Source organism: Allopusillimonas ginsengisoli (assembly GCF_004153455.1).
In the GTDB taxonomy this organism is placed as follows: Bacteria; Pseudomonadota; Gammaproteobacteria; order Burkholderiales; family Burkholderiaceae_B; genus Allopusillimonas; species Allopusillimonas ginsengisoli.
The window spans coordinates 132610-156759 of record NZ_SDQE01000004.1 but is presented as its reverse complement, the minus strand read 5'-3'; the positions used below and the strand labels follow the sequence as shown (position 1 = coordinate 156759).

Annotated in this window: 18 protein-coding genes and 1 tRNA gene; 13 read left to right on the top strand and 6 right to left on the bottom strand. The window is 61.0% G+C overall.

The window, feature by feature from the left end; all coding sequences use genetic code 11:
• Positions 1–48: 48 nt before the first annotated feature.
• Complete coding sequence (locus ERE07_RS10785; protein WP_130008824.1) at positions 49–708, bottom strand: copper resistance protein NlpE N-terminal domain-containing protein; 660 nt, start codon at positions 706–708, stop codon at positions 49–51.
• A 150-nt stretch (positions 709–858) separates the two neighbouring features.
• On the opposite strand from ERE07_RS10785, the gene coaE reads away from it, so the two are divergent.
• The 6 genes from coaE (at position 859) to ERE07_RS10755 (ending at position 11469) form a co-directional block, all read left to right on the top strand.
• Complete coding sequence (coaE, locus tag ERE07_RS10780; RefSeq protein WP_130008911.1) at positions 859–1479, top strand: dephospho-CoA kinase; 621 nt, start codon at positions 859–861, stop codon at positions 1477–1479.
• Between the two features lie 23 nt (positions 1480–1502).
• Positions 1503–2255, top strand: a complete 753-nt coding sequence (gene zapD, locus ERE07_RS10775; RefSeq protein ID WP_130008823.1) for a cell division protein ZapD — start codon at positions 1503–1505, stop codon at positions 2253–2255.
• A gap of 104 nt (positions 2256–2359) precedes the next feature.
• Positions 2360–3634, top strand: a complete 1275-nt coding sequence (locus ERE07_RS10770) for an MdtA/MuxA family multidrug efflux RND transporter periplasmic adaptor subunit (protein WP_130008822.1) — start codon at positions 2360–2362, stop codon at positions 3632–3634.
• Between the two features lie 8 nt (positions 3635–3642).
• A complete protein-coding gene (locus ERE07_RS10765) occupies positions 3643–6747 on the top strand; it encodes a multidrug efflux RND transporter permease subunit (protein ID WP_130008821.1) in 3105 nt (1034 codons plus the stop codon).
• On the top strand, positions 6747–9911 hold the full coding sequence (locus ERE07_RS10760) for an efflux RND transporter permease subunit (protein WP_130008820.1): 3165 nt from the start codon (positions 6747–6749) through the stop codon (positions 9909–9911). The genes ERE07_RS10765 and ERE07_RS10760 overlap by 1 nt, the downstream gene beginning before the upstream one ends.
• Positions 9912–10008: 97 nt before the next feature.
• Complete coding sequence (locus ERE07_RS10755; protein ID WP_130008910.1) at positions 10009–11469, top strand: efflux transporter outer membrane subunit; 1461 nt, start codon at positions 10009–10011, stop codon at positions 11467–11469.
• A 21-nt stretch (positions 11470–11490) separates the two neighbouring features.
• On the opposite strand, the gene ERE07_RS10750 is transcribed toward ERE07_RS10755, so the two are convergent.
• Positions 11491–12588: a thiamine phosphate synthase gene (locus ERE07_RS10750; protein WP_130008819.1), complete on the bottom strand. Its 1098-nt coding sequence runs from the start codon at positions 12586–12588 to the stop codon at positions 11491–11493.
• A 180-nt stretch (positions 12589–12768) separates the two neighbouring features.
• Positions 12769–13635, bottom strand: coding sequence for an ATP-binding protein (locus ERE07_RS10745; protein WP_130008818.1), 867 nt, complete (start codon positions 13633–13635; stop codon positions 12769–12771).
• A gap of 158 nt (positions 13636–13793) precedes the next feature.
• On the opposite strand from ERE07_RS10745, the gene ERE07_RS10740 reads away from it, so the two are divergent.
• Together ERE07_RS10740 and ERE07_RS10735 are read left to right on the top strand one after the other, a co-directional pair.
• The gene (locus tag ERE07_RS10740; protein ID WP_130008817.1) at positions 13794–14759 is read left to right on the top strand and encodes a polyprenyl synthetase family protein; all 966 of its coding nucleotides are present in this window, start codon (positions 13794–13796) and stop codon (positions 14757–14759) included.
• 61 nt (positions 14760–14820) lie between these two features.
• Positions 14821–14897: transfer RNA gene (locus tag ERE07_RS10735), tRNA-Pro, on the top strand.
• Between the two features lie 64 nt (positions 14898–14961).
• On the opposite strand, the gene ERE07_RS10730 is transcribed toward ERE07_RS10735, so the two are convergent.
• On the bottom strand, positions 14962–15537 hold the full coding sequence (locus tag ERE07_RS10730) for a c-type cytochrome (protein ID WP_130008816.1): 576 nt from the start codon (positions 15535–15537) through the stop codon (positions 14962–14964).
• Positions 15521–16765, bottom strand: a complete 1245-nt coding sequence (gene soxC, locus ERE07_RS10725; protein WP_130008909.1) for a sulfite dehydrogenase — start codon at positions 16763–16765, stop codon at positions 15521–15523. Before soxC ends, ERE07_RS10730 begins: the two co-directional genes overlap by 17 nt.
• 399 nt (positions 16766–17164) lie before the next feature.
• Between soxC and ERE07_RS10720 the strand changes: the two genes are divergently transcribed.
• The 5 genes from ERE07_RS10720 (at position 17165) to ERE07_RS10700 (ending at position 23395) form a co-directional block, all read left to right on the top strand.
• Positions 17165–17974 carry an IclR family transcriptional regulator gene (locus ERE07_RS10720; protein WP_130008815.1) on the top strand — a complete coding sequence of 270 codons (810 nt, stop codon included), beginning with the start codon at positions 17165–17167 and terminating at the stop codon, positions 17972–17974.
• 71 nt (positions 17975–18045) lie between these two features.
• The gene (locus ERE07_RS10715) at positions 18046–19083 is read left to right on the top strand and encodes a Bug family tripartite tricarboxylate transporter substrate binding protein (protein WP_245153632.1); all 1038 of its coding nucleotides are present in this window, start codon (positions 18046–18048) and stop codon (positions 19081–19083) included.
• Between the two features lie 36 nt (positions 19084–19119).
• Positions 19120–20577, top strand: a complete 1458-nt coding sequence (sauS, locus tag ERE07_RS10710) for an acylating sulfoacetaldehyde dehydrogenase (RefSeq protein ID WP_130008814.1) — start codon at positions 19120–19122, stop codon at positions 20575–20577.
• Positions 20574–22124, top strand: coding sequence for an AMP-binding protein (locus ERE07_RS10705; protein ID WP_130008813.1), 1551 nt, complete (start codon positions 20574–20576; stop codon positions 22122–22124). Before sauS ends, ERE07_RS10705 begins: the two co-directional genes overlap by 4 nt.
• A gap of 149 nt (positions 22125–22273) precedes the next feature.
• Positions 22274–23395 carry an MFS transporter gene (locus ERE07_RS10700; RefSeq protein WP_130008812.1) on the top strand — a complete coding sequence of 374 codons (1122 nt, stop codon included), beginning with the start codon at positions 22274–22276 and terminating at the stop codon, positions 23393–23395.
• Between the two features lie 8 nt (positions 23396–23403).
• Here ERE07_RS10700 and ERE07_RS10695 read toward each other — a convergent pair whose 3' ends face one another.
• A complete protein-coding gene (locus ERE07_RS10695) occupies positions 23404–24117 on the bottom strand; it encodes an FmdE family protein (RefSeq protein WP_245153631.1) in 714 nt (237 codons plus the stop codon).
• Positions 24118–24150: the final 33 nt, after the last annotated feature.

The window sequence follows — 24150 nt, the reverse complement described above, 5'->3', positions numbered from 1 at the left end:
GGCTTGCATAGCGCAAGTTCGGCAATGCTGTTTTTGGACGCGCGCAGCTTAGCTGCAGGCCAGTGGCGCGTTGCCGGCAAGCTCGTCGATAGGATCGATATTGGCCTGGCGCGTGAGCCGGTATTCGAGCTTGGGCTGTATGTTGTTGAGCATATTGATGACCAGCACGTTGTCGTTCTGGAAGGAAAGGTCGGCCTGATTGCCCTCCTTGCCCACACTCAGCAGAATGCGCGTGGGTTGCGAGCCGATGACCTCCCAGCATCCCTGTTGAACGGTGTCCGGGAGGGTGGCGGCTGAGTTCAGATAATGCGTGCGCGCCCGCCATTCTCCGGTTGGGGCCAGCGTCAGGGTGATGCGCATGGCAGGGCAGTCGCCCCCTTCATTGGTAAGACAGGGCACTGTGCCCAAAAAGGTTTTGGCTTCTGTGAGCGGGCGTACGCGCTGGGCGGCCTGGGCCTGCGCCGCCGGTGCTTCGCCCGCCATTGGCCGCGGGCCCTCGTGATCGCCGAACCCGAGCTGGATCTGCGAGGGCGCCCGCGATGTGCTGCGGCCCTGCGCGTGCATACGCGCATCGGATTCGGTATTGTCGCGCGAGCTGGCGTAATAGTCGGGTGAGCGGGTTTGTGCGCAGGCGGTCAGCGCAAGCGCCAGCAGGGCGATGCCCAGCGACTTGCAGGAAAAGCGGAAAGGCAGAGCGGGGCTAGGCATGAAGTGTTCCTGTTGCGGCGTGGTGTTTTCTGGCATTCTACAGCCTCATGCCGTTGTCTTGAAGGGGCTGGACAGGTGGCGGCTTGTTGTACATTCTGTATTTCGGACAACAGGCTCGGGCTTTCTCGGAACCAGATGATGCGACACGATATGTACAAGATAGGCCTGACCGGCGGAATTGGCTCAGGAAAAAGCAAAGTCGCGGATATGCTTGCCCACTGGGGGGCGGCTATTATCGACACCGACGTCATCGCGCACGAACTCACCGCGCCGGGCGGGGAGGCGATCGAACCGATCAGGCATCAGTTCGGTCCCGGCGTTATCGCGCCTACCGGTGCGCTGGACCGGCAGGCCATGCGCGAGCTTGCCTTTGAAAGCCCCGGCGCGCGCCAGCAGCTCGAAGCCATTCTTCATCCGATGATAGGTTTGCTTACACAAAAGCGGGCTCAGGAGGCAGACGGATGTTATCTTGTATTCGTTGTTCCGCTGTTGGTCGAATCAGGTCGGTGGCGTGAGCGGGTCGATCGTATTTGTGTCGTCGACTGCGATCCCGACACACAGGTTCGCCGTGTGCAAGCCCGCAGCGGGCTGACGTCGGAAGCCATTGGGCGTATCATGAGTGCACAAGCCACTCGGGAGGCGCGGCTTGCTGCGGCAGACGACGTTGTTTTAAACGATGGGCGCACCGATATCGACGAGCTCACCCGGCGCGTCCGGGAACTGCACGACTTCTGGTGCGCTCAGGCGCGACAGGCAGGCAGTGGTTCCTAGTCTTTATAAAGGTTTTTGCTCGCGTGATTCTTTACGAATATCCCTGCAACGAACGCGTTCGCTCGCTACTGAGGGTTGAGCACCTGTTCGACCGCCTGTTTTTCTTTGCCAAGGGCGCAGACGTACATCATCATCAGGTGGCCGTCGCCACCTTGTTCGATTTGCTCGATATCTGTGACCGCACCGACTTGCGCGGCGCTGTGCTGCAGGATCTCGAGCGCCAGCGTGCCTCGCTTGCCGCCCTGCGGGAACATCCCGGGGTCGATGCGCAGACGCTCGATACCATGCTGGCCGAAATCCAGGGTACCGCCGCCGAGCTTGGAGCTCAGGGCAGGGTGGGCCAGGAACTGCGCGATAATGAATGGCTGGCCAGCCTGCGTGGCCGCCTGGCCGTGCCGGGCGGCTCTTCCCAGGTGGACATGCCTTCTTATTTTTCCTGGCAGATCCGGCCCCTGGATGAGCGCATGCAAGATCTGCATCGATGGATCTCTCCCTTCCTACCGTTATATAAAGGCCTGGCCCTGATTTTGCGCGTGCTGCGCAATTCGGGTGACGCCGTCGATCTGGTTGCGCGTCAGGGCGCCTACCAGGAGATGCTGGGCGGCAAAATATTCCAGTTGCTGCGGGTCTGGATTGATTCCACCGTTACCACGTTTCCCGAAATGAGCGCCAACAAGTATGTGATCTGGGTGCGTTTCGCGTCCCAGGACGCCGAACTCAAGCCTCAGCCGGTCACCACTGACGTAGCTTTCAAGCTGGCTCGCTGTACGGTCTGAAACGTGAATAGTTGTTGCGCTACATTTCAGATGGCCGAAGTCTGTGTCCGTTAGGTCGGCAATAGGCGAAAATGACGCCTGTTTCCCTCTCATCGGAGCCCTGAATGCCGGAACTTCGGTCCGCGCCTCAAGAAAAACGCCGCCTGCACTGGTTGTGGTGGGCGGCTGCATTGTTGTTGATCGTCGGCGGCTATTGGCTCGCGACGCGGCAACCGGCGCAAACTGTGAGCAGCCCTTTTTCCCGCCGTGGCGCGATGGCAGGCATGCCCGTGCCCGTCAAGGTGGCGCCGGTGCAGGATGGCAGAATCAATTACGTACTCAAGGCCGTGGGCACGGTTACGGCCTACAACACGGTCACTGTCCGTAGCCAGGTCGATGGCGAACTGATCGACATTGCATTCACAGAGGGCCAGAAGGTCCAGCAGGGGGACCTTCTGGCGCAGATAGATCCACGCAGCTACCAGGTTGCGCTGGATCAGGCGCTGGGACAGCAAAAGCAGAACGAGGCTCAGTTGCGCAATGCGCAGCGCGACTTGCAGCGTTATCAGCAGCTGTTCAAGCAGAACTCCATTGCGCGCCAGCAGGTTGATACCCAGGCCGCCCTGGTGCAGCAATTGCTTGGTGCGGTTGCCAGCGACCAGGCGGCCGTGGACAACGCCAGGCTGCAATTGGGCTATACGCGCGTGATTGCGCCGATTTCCGGACGCCTTGGCCTGCGCAACGTAGACGCCGGCAACATCATTAATGCATCCAGTACGGATGGCTTGGTGGTGATTACCCAGACTCAGCCCATTAGCGTGGTGTTCACCTTGCCGCAAGCGCAACTGCCCGAAGTCGCGGCACAGGTGCGCGCCGGCAAGACGCTGTCCGTGGCACTCTACGACAGTGCGGATGTCAGGCGTCTGGCCAGCGGCGAGCTGGTGTCCATTGACAATCAGATCGATGTGGCGACAGGCACGGTAAGGCTCAAGGCGCGCTTCGCGAACGAGGATGAGTCTCTCTTTCCCAACCAGTTCGTCAACGTGCACTTGCATGTCGACACCGCCGATTCCCTGGTGATTCCGTCTGTGGCGATCCAGCAGGGCACCATCGGCGCGTTTGTCTATGCGATCGATGACGACAACACGGTGCATATACAAGCTATCCAGACCGGCCGGGTGGACGGCGAACTCACGGGTATTGTGGCAGGCCTGCAGGCTGGCCAGCGCGTGGTCACAGAGGGCGTTGACAGGTTGCGCGAAGGCGCGAAGGTGGACATTGTCAGCGATGACGCGGCCGCTGTTGCAGCGCCTTCCAGGCCAGCGACAGGCATGGGTGGCAAGGGCGAGCGCGCGGATGGGCCTGGCCAGGCGCAGGCTGGCGCCCGCAAGGCGCAGTAGGGCAGGCCGTGAATCTGTCGCGAATTTTCATCCTGCGGCCGGTGGCGACAACACTGGCGATGATTGCCTTGCTGATCTCGGGGCTGATCGCCTACCGGATGTTGCCGGTGGCCGCCCTTCCGCAGGTGGACTATCCCACGATACAGGTATCTACTCTGTATCCTGGCGCCAGCCCCGATGTCATGACGGCGCTTGTAACGTCGCCGCTGGAACGGCAGTTCGGCCAGATGCCGGGCTTGACGCAAATGACCTCGACCAGTTCGGGCGGCGCGTCGCTGATCACCTTGCAGTTCGATCTGGAGCTGCCCCTGGATGTGGCCGAGCAGGAAGTCCAGGCCGCCATCAATGCCGCCTCCAACTTGTTGCCTAATGACTTGCCGGCGCCGCCTATCTATAACAAGGTCAATCCCGCCGACACTGCGGTGATCAGCCTTGCGGTGACATCGCCTACCCTGCCTTTGTACGAGGTACGCGATCTCATCGATATCCGCGTTGCCCAGAAGCTGTCCCAGATTACCGGCGTGGGGCTGGTCAGCGTGGCGGGCGGCCAGCGGCCAGCGGTACGGATACAGGCCAATCCCCAGGCGTTGGCGGCGCATGGCCTGACCCTGGCCAGTCTGCGCAACGCCATTACGGGCGCCAACGTCAATCAGCCCAAAGGCAATCTGGATGGGCCGCAGCGCTCCACAACCATTAACGCCAATGATCAGTTGCGCTCGCGCGAAGACTACGAAAACCTGATCGTGGCCTACGAAAATGGCGCAGCCCTGCGGCTCAAGGATGTGGCCGAGGCGCGCCAGGATGCGGAAAACATTCGGCAGGCGGCGTGGATGGGCGACACGCCTGCGATCCTGCTCAACATTCAGCGGCAGCCGGGCGCCAATGTGATAGAAGTGGTGGACCGGGTCAAAGCACTATTGCCGTCCTTGCGCGAAGCCTTGCCCACTGGTGTGGATGTGACGGTGGCCACGGATCGCACGCAGACCATTCGCGACTCCGTTGAACACGTCAAGCGCGAGATGCTGCTGGCGATCGGTCTGGTGGTGCTGGTGACGTTTGTCTTTCTGCGTAACTGGACTGCCACCTTCATTCCCAGCATTGTTGTGCCGCTGTCTCTGGTCGGCACGTTTGGCATCATGTACCTGGCGGGGTTCAGCATCAACAATCTGACGCTGATGGCATTGACGATTGCCACGGGTTTTGTGGTCGACGACGCCATTGTCATGATCGAGAATGTGGCGCGCTATATCGAAAAGGGCGAAACACCGCTCAAGGCGGCGCTCAAGGGGGCGCAGCAGATCGGGTTTACGCTGGTGTCGCTGACGCTGTCGCTGATTGCCGTGCTGATTCCCCTGCTGTTCATGAGCGATGTCATTGGCCGCCTGTTTCGCGAATTTGCCATTACGCTGGCGGTGGCCATTCTGCTGTCGCTGGTCATTTCGCTCACACTCACACCGATGATGTGCGCGCGCCTGCTGCGGCCGGAATCCGAAACCAAATCCGGCCGCTTTCAGCGAGCGGCGGCGGCAGGGATGGAGCGGCTGATCAGGATGTATGACCGGGGGCTGGGCTGGGTGCTAGGCCATCAGAGGCTGACCCTGCTCGTTGCATTGGGTACGCTGGTATTGACGGTGCTGCTCTACATGATGGTGCCCAAGGGATTTTTTCCGCAGCAGGATACGGGCCTGATCCAGGCCATCAGCCAGGGGCCGCAAACGGTATCGTTCAGTGGCATGGCCAAGCGTCAGTCCGCGGCAGTGGATCGCATTCTGCAAGACCCGGACGTTCAGGCGGTGTCGTCGTTCATCGGTATCGATGGCAACAATGCCACCCTCAACACGGGCACCATGCAGATTGCCCTCAAGCCGCTCAGCGAGCGCAGCGCCACCGCGGTTGAGGTCATTGAGCGTCTTAACGAGCGGCTTGCCCCGCTGTCCGATATCCAGGTTTTCATGCAGCCAGTGCAGGACTTGACGGTTGATGACCGTGTGGCGCGCGCGCAGTATCAAATGACGTTATCGGATCCCGATACGGCGGTGCTGTCCGAATGGACCCCCCAGCTTATCCAGGCCTTGCGGGGGATTCCGGAGCTCAGTGAGGTGACAGGCAACCTGCAGGACCGAGGTTTGCAAACGTCGCTGGTCATCGATCGGGACGCAGCGGCGCGCCTGGGCGTCACCAATGCCGTGATAGATGACGCGCTCTACGATGCATTCGGGCAGCGGTTGATTTCGACGATCTTCACACAGTCGGCCCAGTATCGTGTCGTACTCGAGGTGGCGCCGCAGTTCCGTCAGGATCCACAGGCGCTGGATCATATCTATGTGCCGACGTCATCGGGCACCCCGGTGCCGATCAGCAGCCTGGCGCGCATCGAGGAACGCAGCACATTACTGGCCGTCGAACGGCTGGGTCAGTTTCCGGCAACAACGATTGCCTTCAACCTGGCGCCGGGTGTGGCACTGTCGGATGCGGTAGTGGCGATACGTCACGCCCAGGCGGAACTGTCGATGCCGGCGTCGCTGGATCTGCGTTTTCAGGGGGCTGCGCGCGCCTTCCAGCTGTCGTTATCCAGCACGCTATGGTTAATGCTGGCGGCTGTTGCGACCATGTATATCGTGCTGGGCGTGCTGTACGAAAGCTATATCCATCCGATCACCATACTGTCGACCTTGCCTTCGGCCGCGATTGGCGCGCTGCTGGCGTTGTTGATGACGGGCGCTGAGCTGGACATGATAGGCGTGATCGGCATTATTTTGCTGATCGGCATTGTCAAGAAGAACGCCATCATGATGATAGACTTCGCGCTGGATGCCGAGCGGTCGCGCGGACTGGCGCCGCGCGAGGCCATCCACGAAGCGGCGCTGCTGCGCTTTCGCCCCATTTTAATGACCACGCTTGCGGCGCTGTTCAGCGCCCTGCCGTTGATGTTTGCAACCGGATCCGGCGCCGAAATGCGCCAGCCGCTGGGGTTGGTCATGGTTGGCGGCTTGCTTTGCAGCCAGGTGCTGACGCTGTTCACCACACCCGTGATCTATCTGATGTTCGAGCGGCTGGCCCGCCGCTCGCGCCGGCCCGCGACGCAGCGCATGGCCGATGATGGAGCCGTGTAATGCGGTTCTTCAGCCTGTTCATCATGCGGCCCGTTGCGACGACGCTGCTTTGCCTGGCCATGGTGATGACAGGCGGGCTGGCGCTGCTATTTCTGCCGGTATCGCCTTTGCCGCAAATTGATTTCCCCATGATCTCCGTCTCGGCCAGCATGTCGGGGGCCAGCCCGGAGACCATGGCCTCCAGCGTGGCGACGCCGCTCGAACAATCACTGGGTGCGATCTCGGGCGTGAGCGAGATGAGTTCGCGCAGCTCCGAAGGCTCGACGCGCATATCGCTGATGTTTGATCTGGATCGCGATATCAATAGCGCCGCGCGCGATGTACAGGCCGCCATCAATGCAGCGCGCACCATGTTGCCATCCAGCCTGCGCAACAATCCTACCTATCACAAGGTCAATCCGTCTTCGGCGCCCATTATGGTGCTGGCCTTGACCTCGGCCACAGCCACCCAGGGCCAGCTGTACGATCTGGCGGCGACAGTGCTGGCCCAGAAGCTGTCGCAGGTCGTGGGCGTCGGCGAAGTGGAAGTCGGCGGCAGTTCGCTGCCTGCCATTCGCGTGAGCCTGAATCCCCATGCGCTCACGGCGGCGGGCGTTGCGCTGGACGAGGTACGCGCTGCACTGGCCAGCGCCAACACCATGCGGCCCAATGGCGTGGTTGAGAACGATCTGTATAACTGGCAGGTAAGCTCGGGCGGGCAGATGACGCGGGCGCAGCAGTACAAGCCGCTGATTGTCGCCTGGCGGAACGGGTCGCCGATTCGCTTGCAGGATGTCGCGCGCGTCGAAGACTCGGTCGAAAATGTATTCAATGTCGGGTTCTTCAATGACCGCCAGGCCGTGCTGCTGCTGGTGCGGCGTCAGTCCGACGCAAACATCATTGAAACCGTGGATGCCATACGCGCGCAGCTGCCTGCTTTCGAAGCCATGTTGCCCGCGCATGTCACCCTGACGGTCGCCCAGGACAGAACGCCCAGCATACGCGCCTCCTTGCACGAAGCGGAAATCACCTTGCTGATTGCGGTGGTGCTGGTGGTGCTGGTAGTGTTGTTGTTCTTGCGTAACCTGCGGGCAGCCCTGATACCGGCTATCGCGGTGCCCGCGTCGTTGATCACGACCTTCAGTTTCATGTTGTGGTTCGGGTACACCCTGAACACCGTATCGTTGATGGCCTTGATTGTTGCGACGGGATTCGTGGTCGATGATGCCATTGTCGTGCTCGAGAACATCATGCGTCATATCGAGCGTGGCGCAACGCCTTTGCGCGCGGCGATACGTGGCGCGCGTGAGGTGGGATTCACGGTGCTGGCCATGAGTCTGTCATTGGTCGCCGTGTTTATTCCGATGTTGCTGATGGGCGGCATGGCGGGCCGCCTGTTCAAGGAGTTTGCCGTCACCTTGTCGGTATCCGTCCTGGTGTCCTTGTTGGTCTCGGTGACAGTCACGCCCATGATGTGCGCGCGCTTGCTCAAGGCGCAGCCGGTGCGGCAGCCCAAGGCGTCTACCGGAATGAGGCATGCCGCGGGCGGGCTATGGCGCGTCCTGCGCTCGGCCGCCCAGGCGACAGGCCAGCTGTTCCAGTCCATAGGAGATTTATTTTGGCGCGGCTATCGCCGCTCATTGGGCTGGGCCCTGGCGCACGGACGCTTCATGATGCTGTTGCTGGCCGCGACGATAGGCTTGAATCTCTATCTGTATGCCGTGGTGCCCAAGGGGCTGCTGCCGCAGCAGGATACGGGCCAGTTGCTGGGCTTTTTCCGCGTGGACCAGGGCACGTCATTTCATGCCATGAAGCCCAAGCTCGATCATTTCCGGGACATCCTGCTGCAGGACCCCGCCATCGAAACCGTGGCGGGGTTTGCAGGTGGGCGCGGGGGCAGCAACTCCACCTTTTTGATGATACAGCTCAAGCCGTTGGCGGAGCGGCAGGCCAGCGCGATGGATGTTGTGAACCGGTTGCGCGGCCAGTTCGTGGGTGTGCCTGGCGCTCGGCTGACGCTGGTGCCGCAACAGGACATCTTTGTGGGCGGAGGCAGAGGTGGCGGCTCTTACGATTATGGTCTGAAAGGCAGTGATCTGGACGTCATCAAGACATGGCTTCCGCGAGTGCAGCAGGCCATGCTGGGTCTGCCCGAGCTTGTCGATGTCGAGACGGATATCGAAGACAAGGGGCGGCGCGTGCAACTGGTTATCGACCGTGATGCGGCCACGCGCCTGGGAGTGGATATGGCCTTGATCGCCTCCACACTGAACAATTCTTTCAGTCTGCGCCAGGTGTCGGTGATCTATGGGCCGCTCAACCAGTATCACGTCGTGATGGGTGTCGACGATCAGTATGCGCAGGATGCCGAGTCGCTCAAGCGGGTGGAGGTTGTCACCGCGGACGGCAACCGCGTTCCCTTGTCTGCCTTTACCCGGTTCGAAATGGGGAGCGCGCCATTGAGCGTACGCCACGAAGGCCTGTTGGCGTCGGAGTCCATTTCTTTCAATCTTGCGCCCGGCGTGTCGCTGGAACAGGCGACGCTGGCGATTGATCGGGCCGTGGCCCGCACGGGGATGCCGACAGATCAGATACAGGCGGGCTTTCAGGGCGATGCGCGCGAGTTGCAAAAGTCTTTGTCGCAGCAGCCTTTATTGATTCTCGCCGCACTGGTCACAATGTATATCGTGCTGGGCATGCTATACGAAAGCTATGTGCACCCTATTACGATTTTGTCGACGCTGCCTTCTGCAGGGGTCGGCGCGCTGCTGGCCCTGCTGATGCTCAAAGAAGAATTTTCGCTGATTGCGCTGATCGGTGTGTTCCTGTTGATCGGCATTGTCAAGAAGAACGCCATCATGATGGTGGACTTTGCCTTGCTGGCCGAGCGCCAGCAAGGGCTGTCATCGCGCGAGGCCATTTATCAGGCCTGTCTGGTACGGTTCAGGCCGATCATGATGACCACGCTGTCCGCCATGCTGGGCGCGTTGCCGCTGGTGTTGGCCTCCGGCGCCGGCGTCGAAATGCGAAGGCCGCTCGGGCTGACGATTGTTGGCGGGCTGTTAATCAGCCAGGTGCTGACGCTGTACACCACGCCGGTGGTCTATTTGTACCTGGACCGCTTCCGCCTTTGGGCGGCGGGCTACCGACGCAAGGGAGGGCTGGCCAATGCGACGAGTCAATAACACAGACAGTGCTATCTGGATAGAACCTATGACACAGGCAATACAACCGCAGAATCGTTTTGCGCGGTCTTGCGCATACCTTTCGTTTACCGCGAAGATGCTGGTGGCGGGCGCGCTGGTGTCACTGTTGGCCGCCTGTGCGGTGGGGCCTGACTATCAGCGTCCCGACATGGATGTGGGCGCCTCATTCAAAGCGCTGAGCGACGAAGCGATCAGCGCCGGCAACAAAGGCTGGGTACAGGCCAGGCCCGATGACGCTGCCCTGCGTGGTGACTGGTGGGCCATGTATGACGACGCGACGCTGTCCGGATTAATGGCGCGCCTGAACGCAGGTAATCTTGATGTGGCCCAAGCCGAGGCGCAGTACCGCCAGGCCCAGGCAGCGCTGCGGTCATCGCGCTCCGCGCTGTTTCCCACTGTGGGCACCTCGGCCTCTGCCACGCGTTCGGGCAGCGGTGACGGCGGCTATTCGAATTACAACACCGACGGCGGCGGGCGCGGCGCGGCCATTGGTAACCAGTACAGCCTGGCAGGAACCGTGAGCTGGGAGCCTGACCTGTGGGGCAGGGTGCGGCGCTCCGTCGAGGCCAGCCAGTCCAGTCTGCAGGCCAGCGCCGCGGACATCGCCACAGTACGTTTGAGCATGCAATCCACGCTGGCGCAGAGCTATTTCAGCCTGCGCGTTGCGGACGCCGAACGTCGCCTGTTCGAGCAGACGGTTGCGGCGTACGAGCGATCATTGCAGACGACACAGAACCGCTATCAGGCGGGCGTGGCCGGGCAGGCGGATGTGGAGACGGCGCGCGCACAGTTGGAGAACGCGCGCGTGCAGTTACTTGCGCTTGAATCCCAGCGGGCTCAACTGGAGCATGCCATTGCCGTGCTGGTTGGTGTGCCGCCTTCCTCCTTCAGCTTGCCCGAGACCACGGCACTGGCAGGGGTGCCTGACATCCCTGTGGGCTTGCCGGCTCAACTGTTGCAACGGCGCCCCGATGTCGCTGCGGCGGAAAGGCGTGCTGCTGAGGCCAATGCGCGCATAGGTGTGGCGCAGGCCGCCTGGTTCCCGGATCTGACGCTGAGCGCGCAGGGTGGTTTTCGAAGCGGAGAATGGGCTGAATGGCTGAGTGCGCCCGCCCGTTTCTGGTCGCTGGGTCCCGCGCTCGCCTTGACCATTTTCGATGGCGGGGCACGACGTGCCCAGGTGGAGCAGGCCCGGGCCGCTTACGATGCGCAGGCCGTTTCCTATCGTCAGTCTGTACTGGTCGCCTTGCGCGAAGTGGAGGACTATCTGGTGGGTCTGCACGCCCTCGGCCGGGAGCAGCTTGCTCAGCGTCGTGCGCTGGAAGCGGCGCGGGAGTCGCTGCGGTTGATCCAGAATCAATATGATGCCGGCATGATTGATTATCTGAGTGTTGTGCAGGTAGAGGCCACGGCGCTGAATGCCGAGCGAGCGGCGTTGCAACTGCAAGCTCAGCGGCTGACCACCAGTGTTCAGCTCATCGCTGCGCTGGGCGGTGGATGGCAAGGTGGCTATCGGGTGAACGTGCCAGCAGAATAGGCCGATGGCAGGCAGGCTGTCTTATCCTGCCTTATTCTGCGCCAGGCCCCGTATCCCTGCAATGCCATGCGCGCCATGTTGCCGCGCGGTTTCCATGATGTCTTGGGACATGCCGCCAATAGCGAAGACGGGCAGGCCGGCTTGTTCGGCGAGCGCGGCAAAGCCCGGCCAGCCCATGCCGGGCAAGCCCGGGTGGCTCGGGGTGTCGAGCACGTGGCCCAGCACGACGAAATCGGCGTCGAGCGCGCGCGCCGCGTTCAGGTCTTGAACGTCATGAGCCGACACGCCGATCAGGCGGCCGTCGCGGCAATCGGCGCCTTGCGGCGCTGTGGCGGTAGCCGCGTTGCCAGCGCCCTGGATGGAGGGTGGCGTGCTGGCGTGTGCCGTACGGTGTTGTTCTATTGATTGGATGTCGCCGCCTGAAAGGCGTGCGGACAAGGCTCGCGCCCTGGCCACAGCGTCGGTCGCGCGAAAGTGCACGCCGTCAGCCTCTTTCCACCATGACTCGGGATGAATGCTGTTGAGCAGGCAGCGTGCACCGTGCGCATGGCAAAGCTGAAGCACTTGCTGAAAGGCATCGTGCAACTGCGGCTCGTTCATATCGGTACTGGGCTCGCGGAATTGCACGAGCTTTATGCCGCCCAGCAGCGCCTTTTCGATACGAACAAGGCTGGCGGGCAGTGCGGCCAGGCTGCCGATGCCCGTGATGAGATAGCGGTCGGGCAGCCGTATCCAACGCATGGGGGGCAGGGTGGCGGGCAGCAGCGGCTCGACCGGCAGGCTTTGTGCCCGGGGGTCGACCCAGGCCAGCGCCTGGCCTTCGACACCTGTGGGTTCGCCTTGCCAGGCCGTTACCCGGCAAAACGCCAGCCGGACAATATTCTTGGGGTATTCATGGATATAGGTGATCCAGGGTGTGGCGTGGGTGACGGTGATGTTCAGTTCTTCTTTCAGCTCGCGCGCGAGTGCCTGCAAGGTGGTTTCGCCTGGCTCGATCTTGCCGCCTGGCAATTCCCACCATCCCGACCACGGCTTATCGCCAGGGCGCTGCGCCAGCAACATCGTGCCGTCGGGTCGCAGGATGAGGCCTGCCGCAACATCCACGAAAGGTTTGCTCATGATTTGGCACCAGGTTCGGCTTTCTGCGTAGATGGGTTCGCTTGCGCGGCATCGGGCCACCAGGCACGCCGACGCCGGGCAATTGCGTCGGCACGACGCGAAGTGGCGGTACGTCGTGCGGTGGGTCGGAAAGCGGGGAGGGTGGGCTTGAACATGCGCTGAAATGACATGAAGGGATGGTTAAACGTGACGCGCGGCCCAGTCGCGAGCGAACTGGCGTGCAACGCGGCCGGAGCGGGATCCCCGCTCGAGCGCCCATTGCAGGGCTTCTGTGCGGGAGGCCTCGATATCCGCCGGTTTGCAGCCAAGCTCCCCGAGCCAGTAATTGACAATGTCGAGATAGTCGTCCTGCTTGAAAGGGTAGAAGGACAGCCAGATGCCAAAGCGCTCCGACAGCGAGATTTTTTCTTCGACGGTTTCGCCAGGATGGATCTCGCCATCACTCTGGTGCTGGGCGCTGAGGTTCTCGCTCATGTACTCGGGCATGAGATGACGGCGGTTGGAGGTAGCGTAGATGAGCACGTTGTCGCCCGAAGCGGTTACGGAGCCGTCGAGCACGGATTTGAGTGCCTTGTAGCCGGGTTCGCCTTCTTCGAAGGACAGGTCGTCGCAGAAAATGATGTAGCGCTCGGGGCGCCCGGCGACCAGGTCGACAATGTCGCCAAGGTCGCCCATATCGGATTTGTCGACTTCGATCAGCCGCAAGCCTTGCTCGCCATAGGCGGCCAGCATGGCCTTGACCAGAGAGCTTTTGCCGGTGCCGCGCGCGCCGGTCATGAGTACATTGTTGGCGGGCTTGCCTTGCAGAAAGTGCCGGGTATTGCGGTCGATGACGCCTTTTTGGCGGTCGATATGCTGCAGGTCTTCCTGGTTGATCACGGACACATTGCGCACCGCGTCGAGCCAGCCTCGCGCCCCTCGCTTGCGCCAGCGAAACGCGTGCGCGGACCAGTCTATTTCGGGAGGAGCAGGCGGCAGCCAGGCTTCGAGTTGCGCGAGGACGCGTTCAGCGCGGTCGATAAGCGTGCCAAGATCGGGGGAAGTCAACAGAGTCTCCGGTACGTGCAGCGGCAAAAACCTCTATTATCGCCAATTTGCGGTTGCTTATCATCTGCCCGCGGGCCGCCACTGGCAGGCGTGTCACGTATAATCCTAGCCTTGATCCGCAGGAATCCGATCACCCCCTATTTGAGCCGGACCACGTTTTGAGCCTTACCGAGTTAATTTCCCCTATTGCAGACGACATGAATGCGGTCGATGCCGTCATTCGCGATCGTCTGAATTCCGATGTTGTCCTTATCCGCACCATAGGCGATTACATCGTGGGTGCGGGCGGAAAGCGCATGCGGCCGGCACTTTTGCTCTTGATGGCCAAGGCGCTGGGCTACCAGGGTACGCAGCATCATTTGCTGGCGGCGGTGGTCGAATTCATTCACACTGCCACGCTGCTGCACGACGATGTCGTCGACGAATCCGATATGCGCCGCGGCCGCAGCACCGCCAATGCGATGTTCGGCAATGCAGCCAGCGTGCTGGTCGGCGATTATCTGTACTCGCGCTCTTTCGAGATGATGGTCGAGTCGGACTCCATGGCCGCCATGACGGTCCTTTCGGCGGCAACCACTGTGATCGCCGAAGGCGAGGTGCTGCAGCTGCTCAATGTTCACGATCCGGATGTCTCTCTGGATCGTTATCTGCAGGTCGTGCGCTACAAAACCGCCAAGCTGTTCGAGGCCGCCGCCGAGGTAGGGGCAATTGTGGCGGGCGCTACGCCGGCGCAGCAGCACGCTGCGGCCGCCTACGGCCGCCATATAGGCACTGCCTTTCAGCTTATCGACGATGTGCTCGACTACAGCGGCGATGCCCAGGTGTTGGGCAAAAGCGTCGGCGATGACCTGCGCGAAGGCAAACCCACCATGCCGCTCATTCGCGTCATGGCGGTGGGCGACGCTGCACAGCAACAACTGATTCGGGATGCCATCCGCAATGGCGAGGCCGACTTCCTCGCGGTGGCTCACGCCATCCAGCAAACCGATGCCCTGGCCTTTACGCGCGAGGCAGCGATCGCCGAGGCGGCCCTGGCCCGCGAGGCGCTGCAGGGCCTGCCGGTTTCCGTTCATCAGGAAACTTTGCTAAAATTCTGTTCCTTCGCGGTTGAACGAGACCGCTAAAGTTTCCCGCGCTGCGGTACCCACCCTGCCTTTGGCTGGGCGCCGCGGCAAGCTTCAAGATCGGGGCGTAGCTCAGCCTGGTAGAGTACTGCGTTCGGGACGCAGGAGTCGCATGTTCGAATCATGTCGCCCCGACCACATCTTTCGGTAAACCCCGGCTCTACGCCATAATCGGGGGATCAGCCCATCCATCAAGCGCCGCTTAGCGATCTGCCGGCTTGAAACCATCCCGGTTGGGCATGACAACGCTCGGCAATGACTCCTGGTCCATCGTCGCGCTATCCGGGATGATCTTCGCCTCGGCCAATATATAAGCGGTTACGGCGTAAACATCGTCGTCGGACATGGTGTTCGGTGCGGTGAAAGGCATGGCGCGTTTGATGTAATCAAACAGGGTAGTAGCGTACGGCCAGTAGCTCTCCACGGTTTTTATTGGTGCACCGCCCTGATCGCTTTTAGCCAGAGTGCCGCGTCCACCGATCAGGCGGTCGCCTATACCGCCCTCCAAATTCGCGCCATGGCAGGCCAGGCACTGCTGCGCATAGACTTTCTGGCCCTGCATCACCGTTCCAGACCCGGCTGGCAAGCCGCGTCCGTCGGGCAGCGGCGATACAAACTGCTTGAGTTCATCCTCGGTGATATTTGTGCCGAAGCTGTAGGGATGTGACTCGGATGCCTGTGTGGAGGATGAGGAAGTGGCGGTTTGTGCGGCCGCGCTGCCCAAACAGGCCAGTGTCAGCGTTGTGGCGATCAGCGCTTTGTTAGTAGTGATGTACATTTGACACCTCCCCGCTCGCTGCAACTTTCCAGCTTTGAATGCCGTTCAGATGATAGACCGATGACAAGCCGCGCTCGTCCGCCAGTTGCTTGATGGTGGGTTGTACGTAGCCGGTTTCATCGGTACATCGGCTTTGCAGTATCGCTTCTTGGCCGCTCCACTCCCACGGCAAGGTGAATCGTGTATGACAGATAGGCAGCACAGGGTCGTGCAAGATCGCATCGCGCCAATTTTTTCCGCCATCCACTGAAACTTCGACACGCTTTATGGTGCCTCTACCCGACCAGGCGAGTCCGGAGATCTCATAGAAACCGGGTTCCTGCAGCAGCATCTCGCCTGATGGATAGGTGATGACGGACTTGGCTTCCATCAGAAAGGAGAACTGCAATGCGGTGCCGTCCGGCATCAAGTCTGTGTATTTAGACGTTTCTTCGCGCGTCATGAAAGGGGTGTCTGAAATTTCGAGCCGGCGCAACCACTTGATTGCCATATTGCCTTCATAGCCTGGCACCATGAGGCGCAGCGGATAGCCTTGCTCAGGCCTGATCGCCTCGCCATTCTGGCCGTAGGCCAGGAGGCAGTCTTTCATGGCTTTCTCTATCGGTATGCTGCGTGTCATGACGGCAGCATCGCCGCCCTCGGCCAGCAGCCATTTGGCACCCGGGCGCAGGCCGACCTCATTTAAGATGGTCGATAGCGGAACCCCCACCCACTCGGATGTAGAGGTCAGCCCATGTGTTCCTTGCACAGTCTTCAGCGTGGGCTTGGCCCATTCTGTCAAACCGTTGCCCGAGCATTCCATGAACATGAGCCTGGACAGCATGGGATAGCGCTTGATGTGCGCTATCGAAAACTTTTTTGCCTGCTTGACCATGCCATGTACATACAACTGATGCGTGGTGGGGTCGATGGTTGCGATGCCGCCGTGATGACGCTCATAGTGCAGCCCAGAGGGCGTGACGATACCCATGCTGTTTTGCAAGGGCGTGAAGCTCCATGACGATTCGGTAGTTTTGGTGGCGTACCGGGTGCGCACCTCGGTCTCGAACTGTGATCGCCCCCCGTAGCCGCCATCGTCCACAGCGACACCCACCCCCTGGATTTTCGTGGCATCGGGCGGAACTGTTCGCTCGATGGCGCCTGGTGTGGCTGCGGTTGCCGCGCTATGTGCGCCGGCAGTACCCAGGGCCGCCATTGCGCCCAACATGAAGCGCCGGCGTGGTGGCATGCCATGTGGCAGGCTGACGGGATCGGAGCCTCGGTAGTAAGGAGAGGACGGGTCGCGCTGTTCGAGGTGAAGAAGCCTGGCTTCCAGCTCTTGCAACTGGCTGAGCCCAAATTTGCGGGATGAGAGTTCGTCGCTATCTGCTGATTTTTTCATTGTACCGCTCCGGTGAGGTGTTCGGGTCGATAGCAGGAAAGGCGCGATAAAACGTGGATTACAGGCAAATGGAGGGGGGAGTGGGAAGGAGGATGGTCGCCCGCGCCTGCGAAGTTTGATCATAGCGGGTCGGACGGGCGCGGACAAGAGCGGGAAAACGGTGCCAACCCTCGCGTTTGATTTTTCTTTACCCACGCTTAAAACACGCCTATACTAAATATAGAATCACATTCCAATATTTAGAATATGGATAAAACCCTGGTCAAAGGCCTGTCTGTTCTCGAGTTTCTTGTGGAGCGCGCCGCGCCCTGCAGTGTCTCGGAAGTAGCGAAGGCATTTTCGTTGGTGCCCAGTAATGCGCACCGCACGCTGAACACGCTGGTGGCGCTGGGCTATGCAAAGCAAATGCCTGATTCGCGCTACCAGCCCAGCCTGCGCCTGTTCGAGCTCGGATCCAAGGTGGTGGGAATGCTGGATATTCGCCATATTGCCCATCAGGCCATGGCAGAGCTGGCCGCTGGCACGATGGAAACCATTCACCTGGTCGTGCGCGATGGAAGCCAGGTTGTCTATCTGGACAAGGTCGACAGCCCTCAGCCGGTGGCCGCCTATTCGCATATCGGTGGTCGCGCGCCTGCGCAGTGTGTCGCCAGCGGTAAGGCATTGCTGGCCCACGCCTTGCCCGGTGACAAGGCGCAGGCTTTGCGCTGGCTGCGCGACACTTTGCCTGCGCTTGAACCGTATACAGCGTTCAGCCATCTCAAGCATGATGCGTTGCTTGATGATCTCCTGCTGGTGCGCCAGCAAGGCTATGCCCTGAACCGCGGAGAATGGCGTGAAGACGTTTCGGGACTGGGAGCGCCGGTATTCGATGGCCATGGCCAGGTAGTCGGTGCGCTCGGCATTAGCCTGCCCAGCATACGTGCCACACCCGAACGCCTGCCTGAATTGATTGCGCCGCTGCGCGAGGCTGCCGCCTCGACGTCGGCGCTGCTGGGTCACCGGCCTAACGTCGCGGTTGCACCGGTGCCCGCTTTTTTAACGCAACGAGTTTGAACAAGGCATGAAGTAACCATGAGTTGATTACCTGCCGCCAGGAAGGCGGCGCCACCAGCGAGGAGACAACGATGTCAATTACCATGTTGTGCAGTCGAGGATCAGATAGTGGCAGTGCCTTCAGAGGTTTGAATCCCTGGCGCAGGATGTTCCTGCCCGTGGCCATGGCCGTGGGGATGGTTGCTGCCGGGCCAGCGGCGCAGGCTTCCAGCGCTTGGCCTGAACGACCCATACGCATGGTGGTGCCGTATCCGCCAGGCGGGGGTACCGATATTATTGCGCGCATCATCCAGGAAGATCTCACCAAGCAGTTGGGTCAGACGGTTGTGATAGAGAACCGGGGCGGCGCGGCGGGAATGATAGGCACTGAAGCCGTCGCACGCGCCGAGCCAGATGGCTATACGATGTTGTTTACGCTGTCATCTCACACCATCAATCCCGCCATCTACAAGAAGCTGAGTTTCAACACAGCCAAAGACTTCGCTCCCGTGTCGCTGGTAGCGTCGCTGCCGCAGATTCTGGTCGCCAATCCCGAATTTGCCGTCAATAATGTCCAGGAACTCATCAAAGAAGCCAAGTCCAGGCCAGGCGAACTGTCGTACGGATCAGTGGGCAATGGCTCGCCCAGCCACATAGCGGGCGAACTCCTTGGCCTGCGTACCGGCGTTCAGATGCAGCACATTCCTTATCGTGGCGGAGGACCGGCTGTCAATGATGTGCTGGGCAATCAGATCCCCTTGCTGTGGGTATCCATTCCTGCTGCCGTAGGCTTTGTCAAAACAGGGCGTTTGAAGCCCCTGGCGGTATCGACAGTGCGGCGCAGCCCCTTGTTTCCGGACGTTCCCACGATGCAGGAATCGGGCGTGCCGGATTTTGAGGTCGATTCATGGTACGCCATGTTCGTACCCAGCAATACGCCGCAGCCCATCATCGACAAAGTGGCCAAAGCCATCTCGGTGGTTGTGAGCAAACCTGAAATTAAAGATAAGCTGCTTGGCCAGGGTGCTGAAGCAGTCGGCAGCACACCGAAGGAGCTGGAGTCTGTCGTGAACACCGAGCTCAGCAAATGGGTCGCCCTGGCCAAGGACGCCAACATCAAACTCGATTGAATACAACCGGAACATCTGGATAGGAGTTTCTTTATCATGCAGACACCATCGGCCAACTTACCTTTGCGCACTGACGACGATGCCATGGCGCAGGTGGCCGCGTTAGTAGCGCGCGCTCGCCAGGCTCAACAGGCCATTGATCACTATACGCAAGCCCAGGTGGATGACCTGGTCGCGGCGTGCGGCTGGGCCATCATGGAGCCCGAGCGTAATCGCAAGCTGGCCGAGCTCGCAGTGCGCGACACCGGGCTGGGGAATGTCGACGACAAGATCACCAAGAATCACCGCAAGACGCTAGGCTTGCTGCGCGATTTGCAGCAAGCCCGGACGGTCGGGGTCGTCTCGGAAGATAGCGAGCGTGGCGTGATCGAATTCGCGCGACCGGTGGGCGTGGTGGCTGCCATTACGCCATCGACCAATCCCGGGGCGACGCCGGCCAACAAAATCATCAACGCCCTGAAGTGCCGCAATGCCGTGATTGTGGCGCCGTCCCCCAAGGGCGTGGGTACCTGCGCAATGCTGTTGGGCTTTATTCACGACGAGCTGGAACGTATCGGTGTGGATCGCGGTCTGGCCGAGGGTCTGGTCCAGATGTTGCCGACGCCGGTATCCAAAGCCCTGACGCATGCGTTGATGATGCAGGCGGATCTCGTGGTGGCCACTGGAAGCCAGGCCAATGTGCGCGCAGCCTACCTGAGCGGTACGCCGGCCTTTGGGGTCGGGGCCGGCAATGTCGCCAGTATCGTGGATGCGAGCGCCGACCTGGCGGCTGCGGCTGAACGCATCATGTTGTCCAAGACGTTCGACAATGCAACCAGCTGTTCTTCCGAAAACAGCGTGATCGTGGACGAGTCCGTGGCAGATCGTTTTATTGAGGCCTTCTCCAAGGCGGGCGGCGTCCTGCTGACGGCGGAAGAAAAATCTGCATTGCAGGCTGCAATGTGGCCGGAGGGCAGGCTATCCGGCGCGATCACCGGCAAATCGGCAGATGTGATCGCAGCACAGGTCGGACTGCAGCGGCCAGCGTTTGCTCAGGCCCGGGCGCTGGTGGTGGAAGAGGATGGCTTCGGGCCGGATCATCCTTTTTCTGGCGAAAAGCTCTCGCCCGTGCTTACTATGTATCGTAGCCGCGGGCGTGAGGATGCGGTGCGCATCGTGAACGCGATTTATGCCTTTCAGGGCGCCGGGCATTCGGTTGGCCTGCATATTGACCCTGAGCAGGCCAGCGCGCACGCCAGGCATTTGGCCGAAGTGCTGCCTGTGGCGCGCGTGATCGTGAACCAGCCGCATACCGTGGCGACAGGTGGCAGCTTTGAAAACGGCCTGCCGTTTTCGCTTTCCATGGGCTGCGGCACCTGGGGCGGCAATAACTTCTCATCCAATATGGATTACCGGCAGTACTTGAATATCACGCGTGTGGCCTTTCCCATACCGGGCAGCATGCCTGCGGAGGCGCAGATTTTCGGTTCTTTCTTTGAGAGGTTCGGGCGATGAAGCAAAACGCTGCTCACACATTGCATGCGCTGTTGCAGGGCCACGCAGAAAGCCAGCCCGATGCGTTGCTGCTGATCTCACCCGAAACGGACAAGCGACTCAGTTATCAGGGGCTGGCGCAGCAGACCGAGCGTTTCGCCCGCTGGGCAGCCGGACGGGGCTTGAAAGCGGGGGACAGCATTGCCATGCTGCTGCCCAACGGCATTCAGGCGAGCCTGATCTTTCTTGCCTCGATGGCCAGCGGCTATGTCATTGTGCCGTTGAATCTATTGGCAACGCCTGCGCAGATGCTGCACTGCTTGCGTCATAGCCGTGCGCGCCTGGTTGTGACGTGCGCCAGCCTGTCGGCCTCTGTGCATAAAGTGCTGCCAGAGCTGGCAGGCAGTCAGGGGGCGCCGGACATCGTGGAGATCGATCCGGACGCGGACCGGTTCGAACTGGACGGCGCACCGCTTGTGGCGCCAGTGGCTCCTGGACCAGGCGATATTGCATTGCTGATGTACACGTCGGGGACAACAGGCACGCCCAAGGGTGTGCCTCTCACGCATGCCAATTTGCTGCATGGCGCTCGCTCGGTGGCGCAGTGGCACGGGCTAGGGCCTGCGGATAGAGTGTTGTCCGCCTTGCCGCTCTACCATATCAATGGTCAAGTCATCGCTACGCTGACGCCGTTTGTCTCGGGTGGCAGCATCGTGGCGCCAAGGCGCTTCAGTGCAAGCCTGTGGTGGGAAACGGTAGAGCGCTATCAATGCACCTGGCTGAACATGGTGCCCACAATTATTGCTTACCTGCTCAATGGCGATGCGCATCCTGACGATGCGTCGCATACCAGCGTGCGTTTTGGCCGTTCGGCGTCCGCGCCGCTTCCGGTGGAGCATCATCAGGCCTTCGAGCGCCGTTTCGGCATTCCAATCATTGAGGCGATGGGCATGACCGAAACCGCTTCGGTGATCTTCTGCAATCCGCAGGATCCCGCCGGGCGGCGCTATGGTTCTCCCGGCCTGCCTTGCGGCGTGGAAGCCCGCATCGCCGGGCGCGACGGCGGGCAGGTGGAAGATGGCGAAGTGGGCGAGGTCATATTGCGCGGACCCAACGTCATGCAAAGCTACTTCGACAATCCCGTGGAAACGGCCAAGGCTTTTGACACAGACGGTTGGCTGAGAACAGGCGACTTGGGCTATCGTGATGCGGAAGGCTATTTCACTATCACAGGCCGTATCAAGGAGTTGATCATCAAGGGCGGCGAGAATATTGCCCCCCGCGAAATCGACGAAGCGCTGCTCGGCCATGCCGCGGTGCTGGAAGCCGCCGCGGTCGGGTTGCCCGACCCCGCTTATGGCCAGGAGATCTACGCGGCCGTGACGCTCAAGCCAGGTGCGCAGGCCGACGCCCAGGCGTTGCTCGCGCATTGCCATGAGGCATTGGGCCGCTACAAAACGCCACGCGAGATACGCATCGTGGATGAGTTGCCCAAAGGGCCGTCAGGTAAAGTCCAGAGACTTAAATTGGCTGATTTGTGGACGGTCAAGGAGGCAGAAAAAGCGTAGCCTAACGCAGGGAGCCGCCATTGCGGGCTGTAGTGCCTTCCTGCATAATGCCTGCTTGATTTGTTGGTATTACTTGGACAGTTGCGGCGATATTCCGTGCACTGGCGCAGGCAGTGCCGGCCTTTTACTTGATCAGATCTGGTTAATACATGATCGCCACCGCTGCCCTTCGCGCTGATCGCGACGCCCGCAATTCCGCAATCGCACTTGGGTTGGCGCTGCCTGTCGATACGCTGCTGTACCTGCTTCTTCCCATGTATCACACCGAATTCGGCCTAAGCCTGGCAGAGGCTGGGGTGCTGCTTGCGGCCAACCGGCTGGTGCGCATCGTTGGCTATACATGGGTGGCGCGAGCCTATGCGCGCCATGGCGATAGGCCTGCCTGTCTCTGGGCGGTCGCGGCAGCGGCCGTGTCGGGGCTGGGCTGTGCGCTGTTGTCCGGGTTCTGGCTCTTGCTGCCTTTGCGCCTGTTATGGGGCCTGGCTTTTGCGGCACTCAATCTGTCAACGCAGGCGCTTGGCACCATCGTGCCCGAAGGCGCTGCACGGCGGTATGGACGTTCGCGCGCCTATATCGCCGCAGGGCCGGTGCTGGCGTTGCCGCTGGGGGCGGTCATGGCTCAGTATTGGGGGCCGCGCTCAATATTCTTTCTCCTGACCGCCGTTGCGTTGCTGGGTCTGCTGGCGGCTCGCGCGCTGCCGTTCGCACCGCACGCGGAGCCTGCGCGCCGTCGCGGGCTACGGCTTCCCAATAGCCTGGATACCTGGTCCTTTCTTGAAGGCTTGACGCTGGACGGTCTGTTCATCGTGGGGCTGTCTTATCTGGGCAAAGACATGATGCCTGGCGGTGCCGTGGTGGTGGCGGGGTCGCTGCTGGCCATGCGTTATCTGGGCGAGATCATGCTCAGCCCGCTGGGTGGCCGCCTCGCGGATAGAGTTGGGCCCGAAAAACTGCTGGTGTGCCTGTCCTTGATGACAGCGGTAGCGTTGATAGGATTTGGCGCCGGCTGGCTATGGAGTTGCGCGGCAGCGATTGTCATCTTGCGCTCCCTGCAACTGCCCTTGCTGGCGCCCATCGTTGCACGCCGTACGCCTGGCCCCGGACGGGTGCAGGCACTGGCGGCACGTTCTATCTGGCGCGATATCGGCGCAGGGTTAGGGCCGATGTTGGCGGGGGTGCTGTTGCCCTTCGCGTCACCCCTCTGGCTGTACAGTGTTCCCGCGCTGTTGCTGGCCTGGGCTGCGATTGCGTGTGCGAGATCTGTCGAGTAGCAGCGCGCTCAGTAGAACTGCACAAGCCCTGGCTGGTCTGCCTGTTCAAAGATGCGCCGTACACGATCCTGCCAGGCTTGCGCGAATCGTTCCTGCTGGGCGGGATCGGGATTGTCGCCGGTGGCGGCCAGCAGTGATGGCATGAGTTCAGGGGCGGACGGAACCTGGCTGGCGTCAAAGCTCACCGTCACGCTCGCGCCGGTGTCGAGCCGTTCAAAGCGGATGTCGCCCTGGATGGGGACATCAAAAAAAAGAAGATTGCGGCGGTCGTGCTTGCCACGTATACCTTTGAAGCCGTTGTCCGTGGTGGCGCCGGTTATAAAACTTGTCACGTTGGCAATGACACCCGTTACGCCCTTGGCTTGGCTGTCGCGAAACTGAACCTTGATACCGCCGCGCAAGGGTGGCTGGTCCGGGTAGAGCCGCTTGAGGGCCTTGGTCGTCATCAAGTAGGCGCCGGCAACTGTCGGGCATGAGTGGCCGGCCAGCTTGACGGTATCGGCGTAGGTGTATTCGATCAGGCCAGCATCTGCAGCGCCAAGCAGCTGTGCCAGGGGGTCCTGCATGATAATGGCGGGGATAGCGTTAAAGAATGCGGGGAAAGTCATGATGTCAGCCGGTGCGTGATGAGTGTTGCCGGCAGGTGATTGCTTCCATGCTGTGGCCTTGGGCCAGCGATTGGGGTACTCCTGCTGGATAGTGGTATCACTATAGGCCGACACTGTTCCGATCGCGCCATAGCCCCGACGCACGGT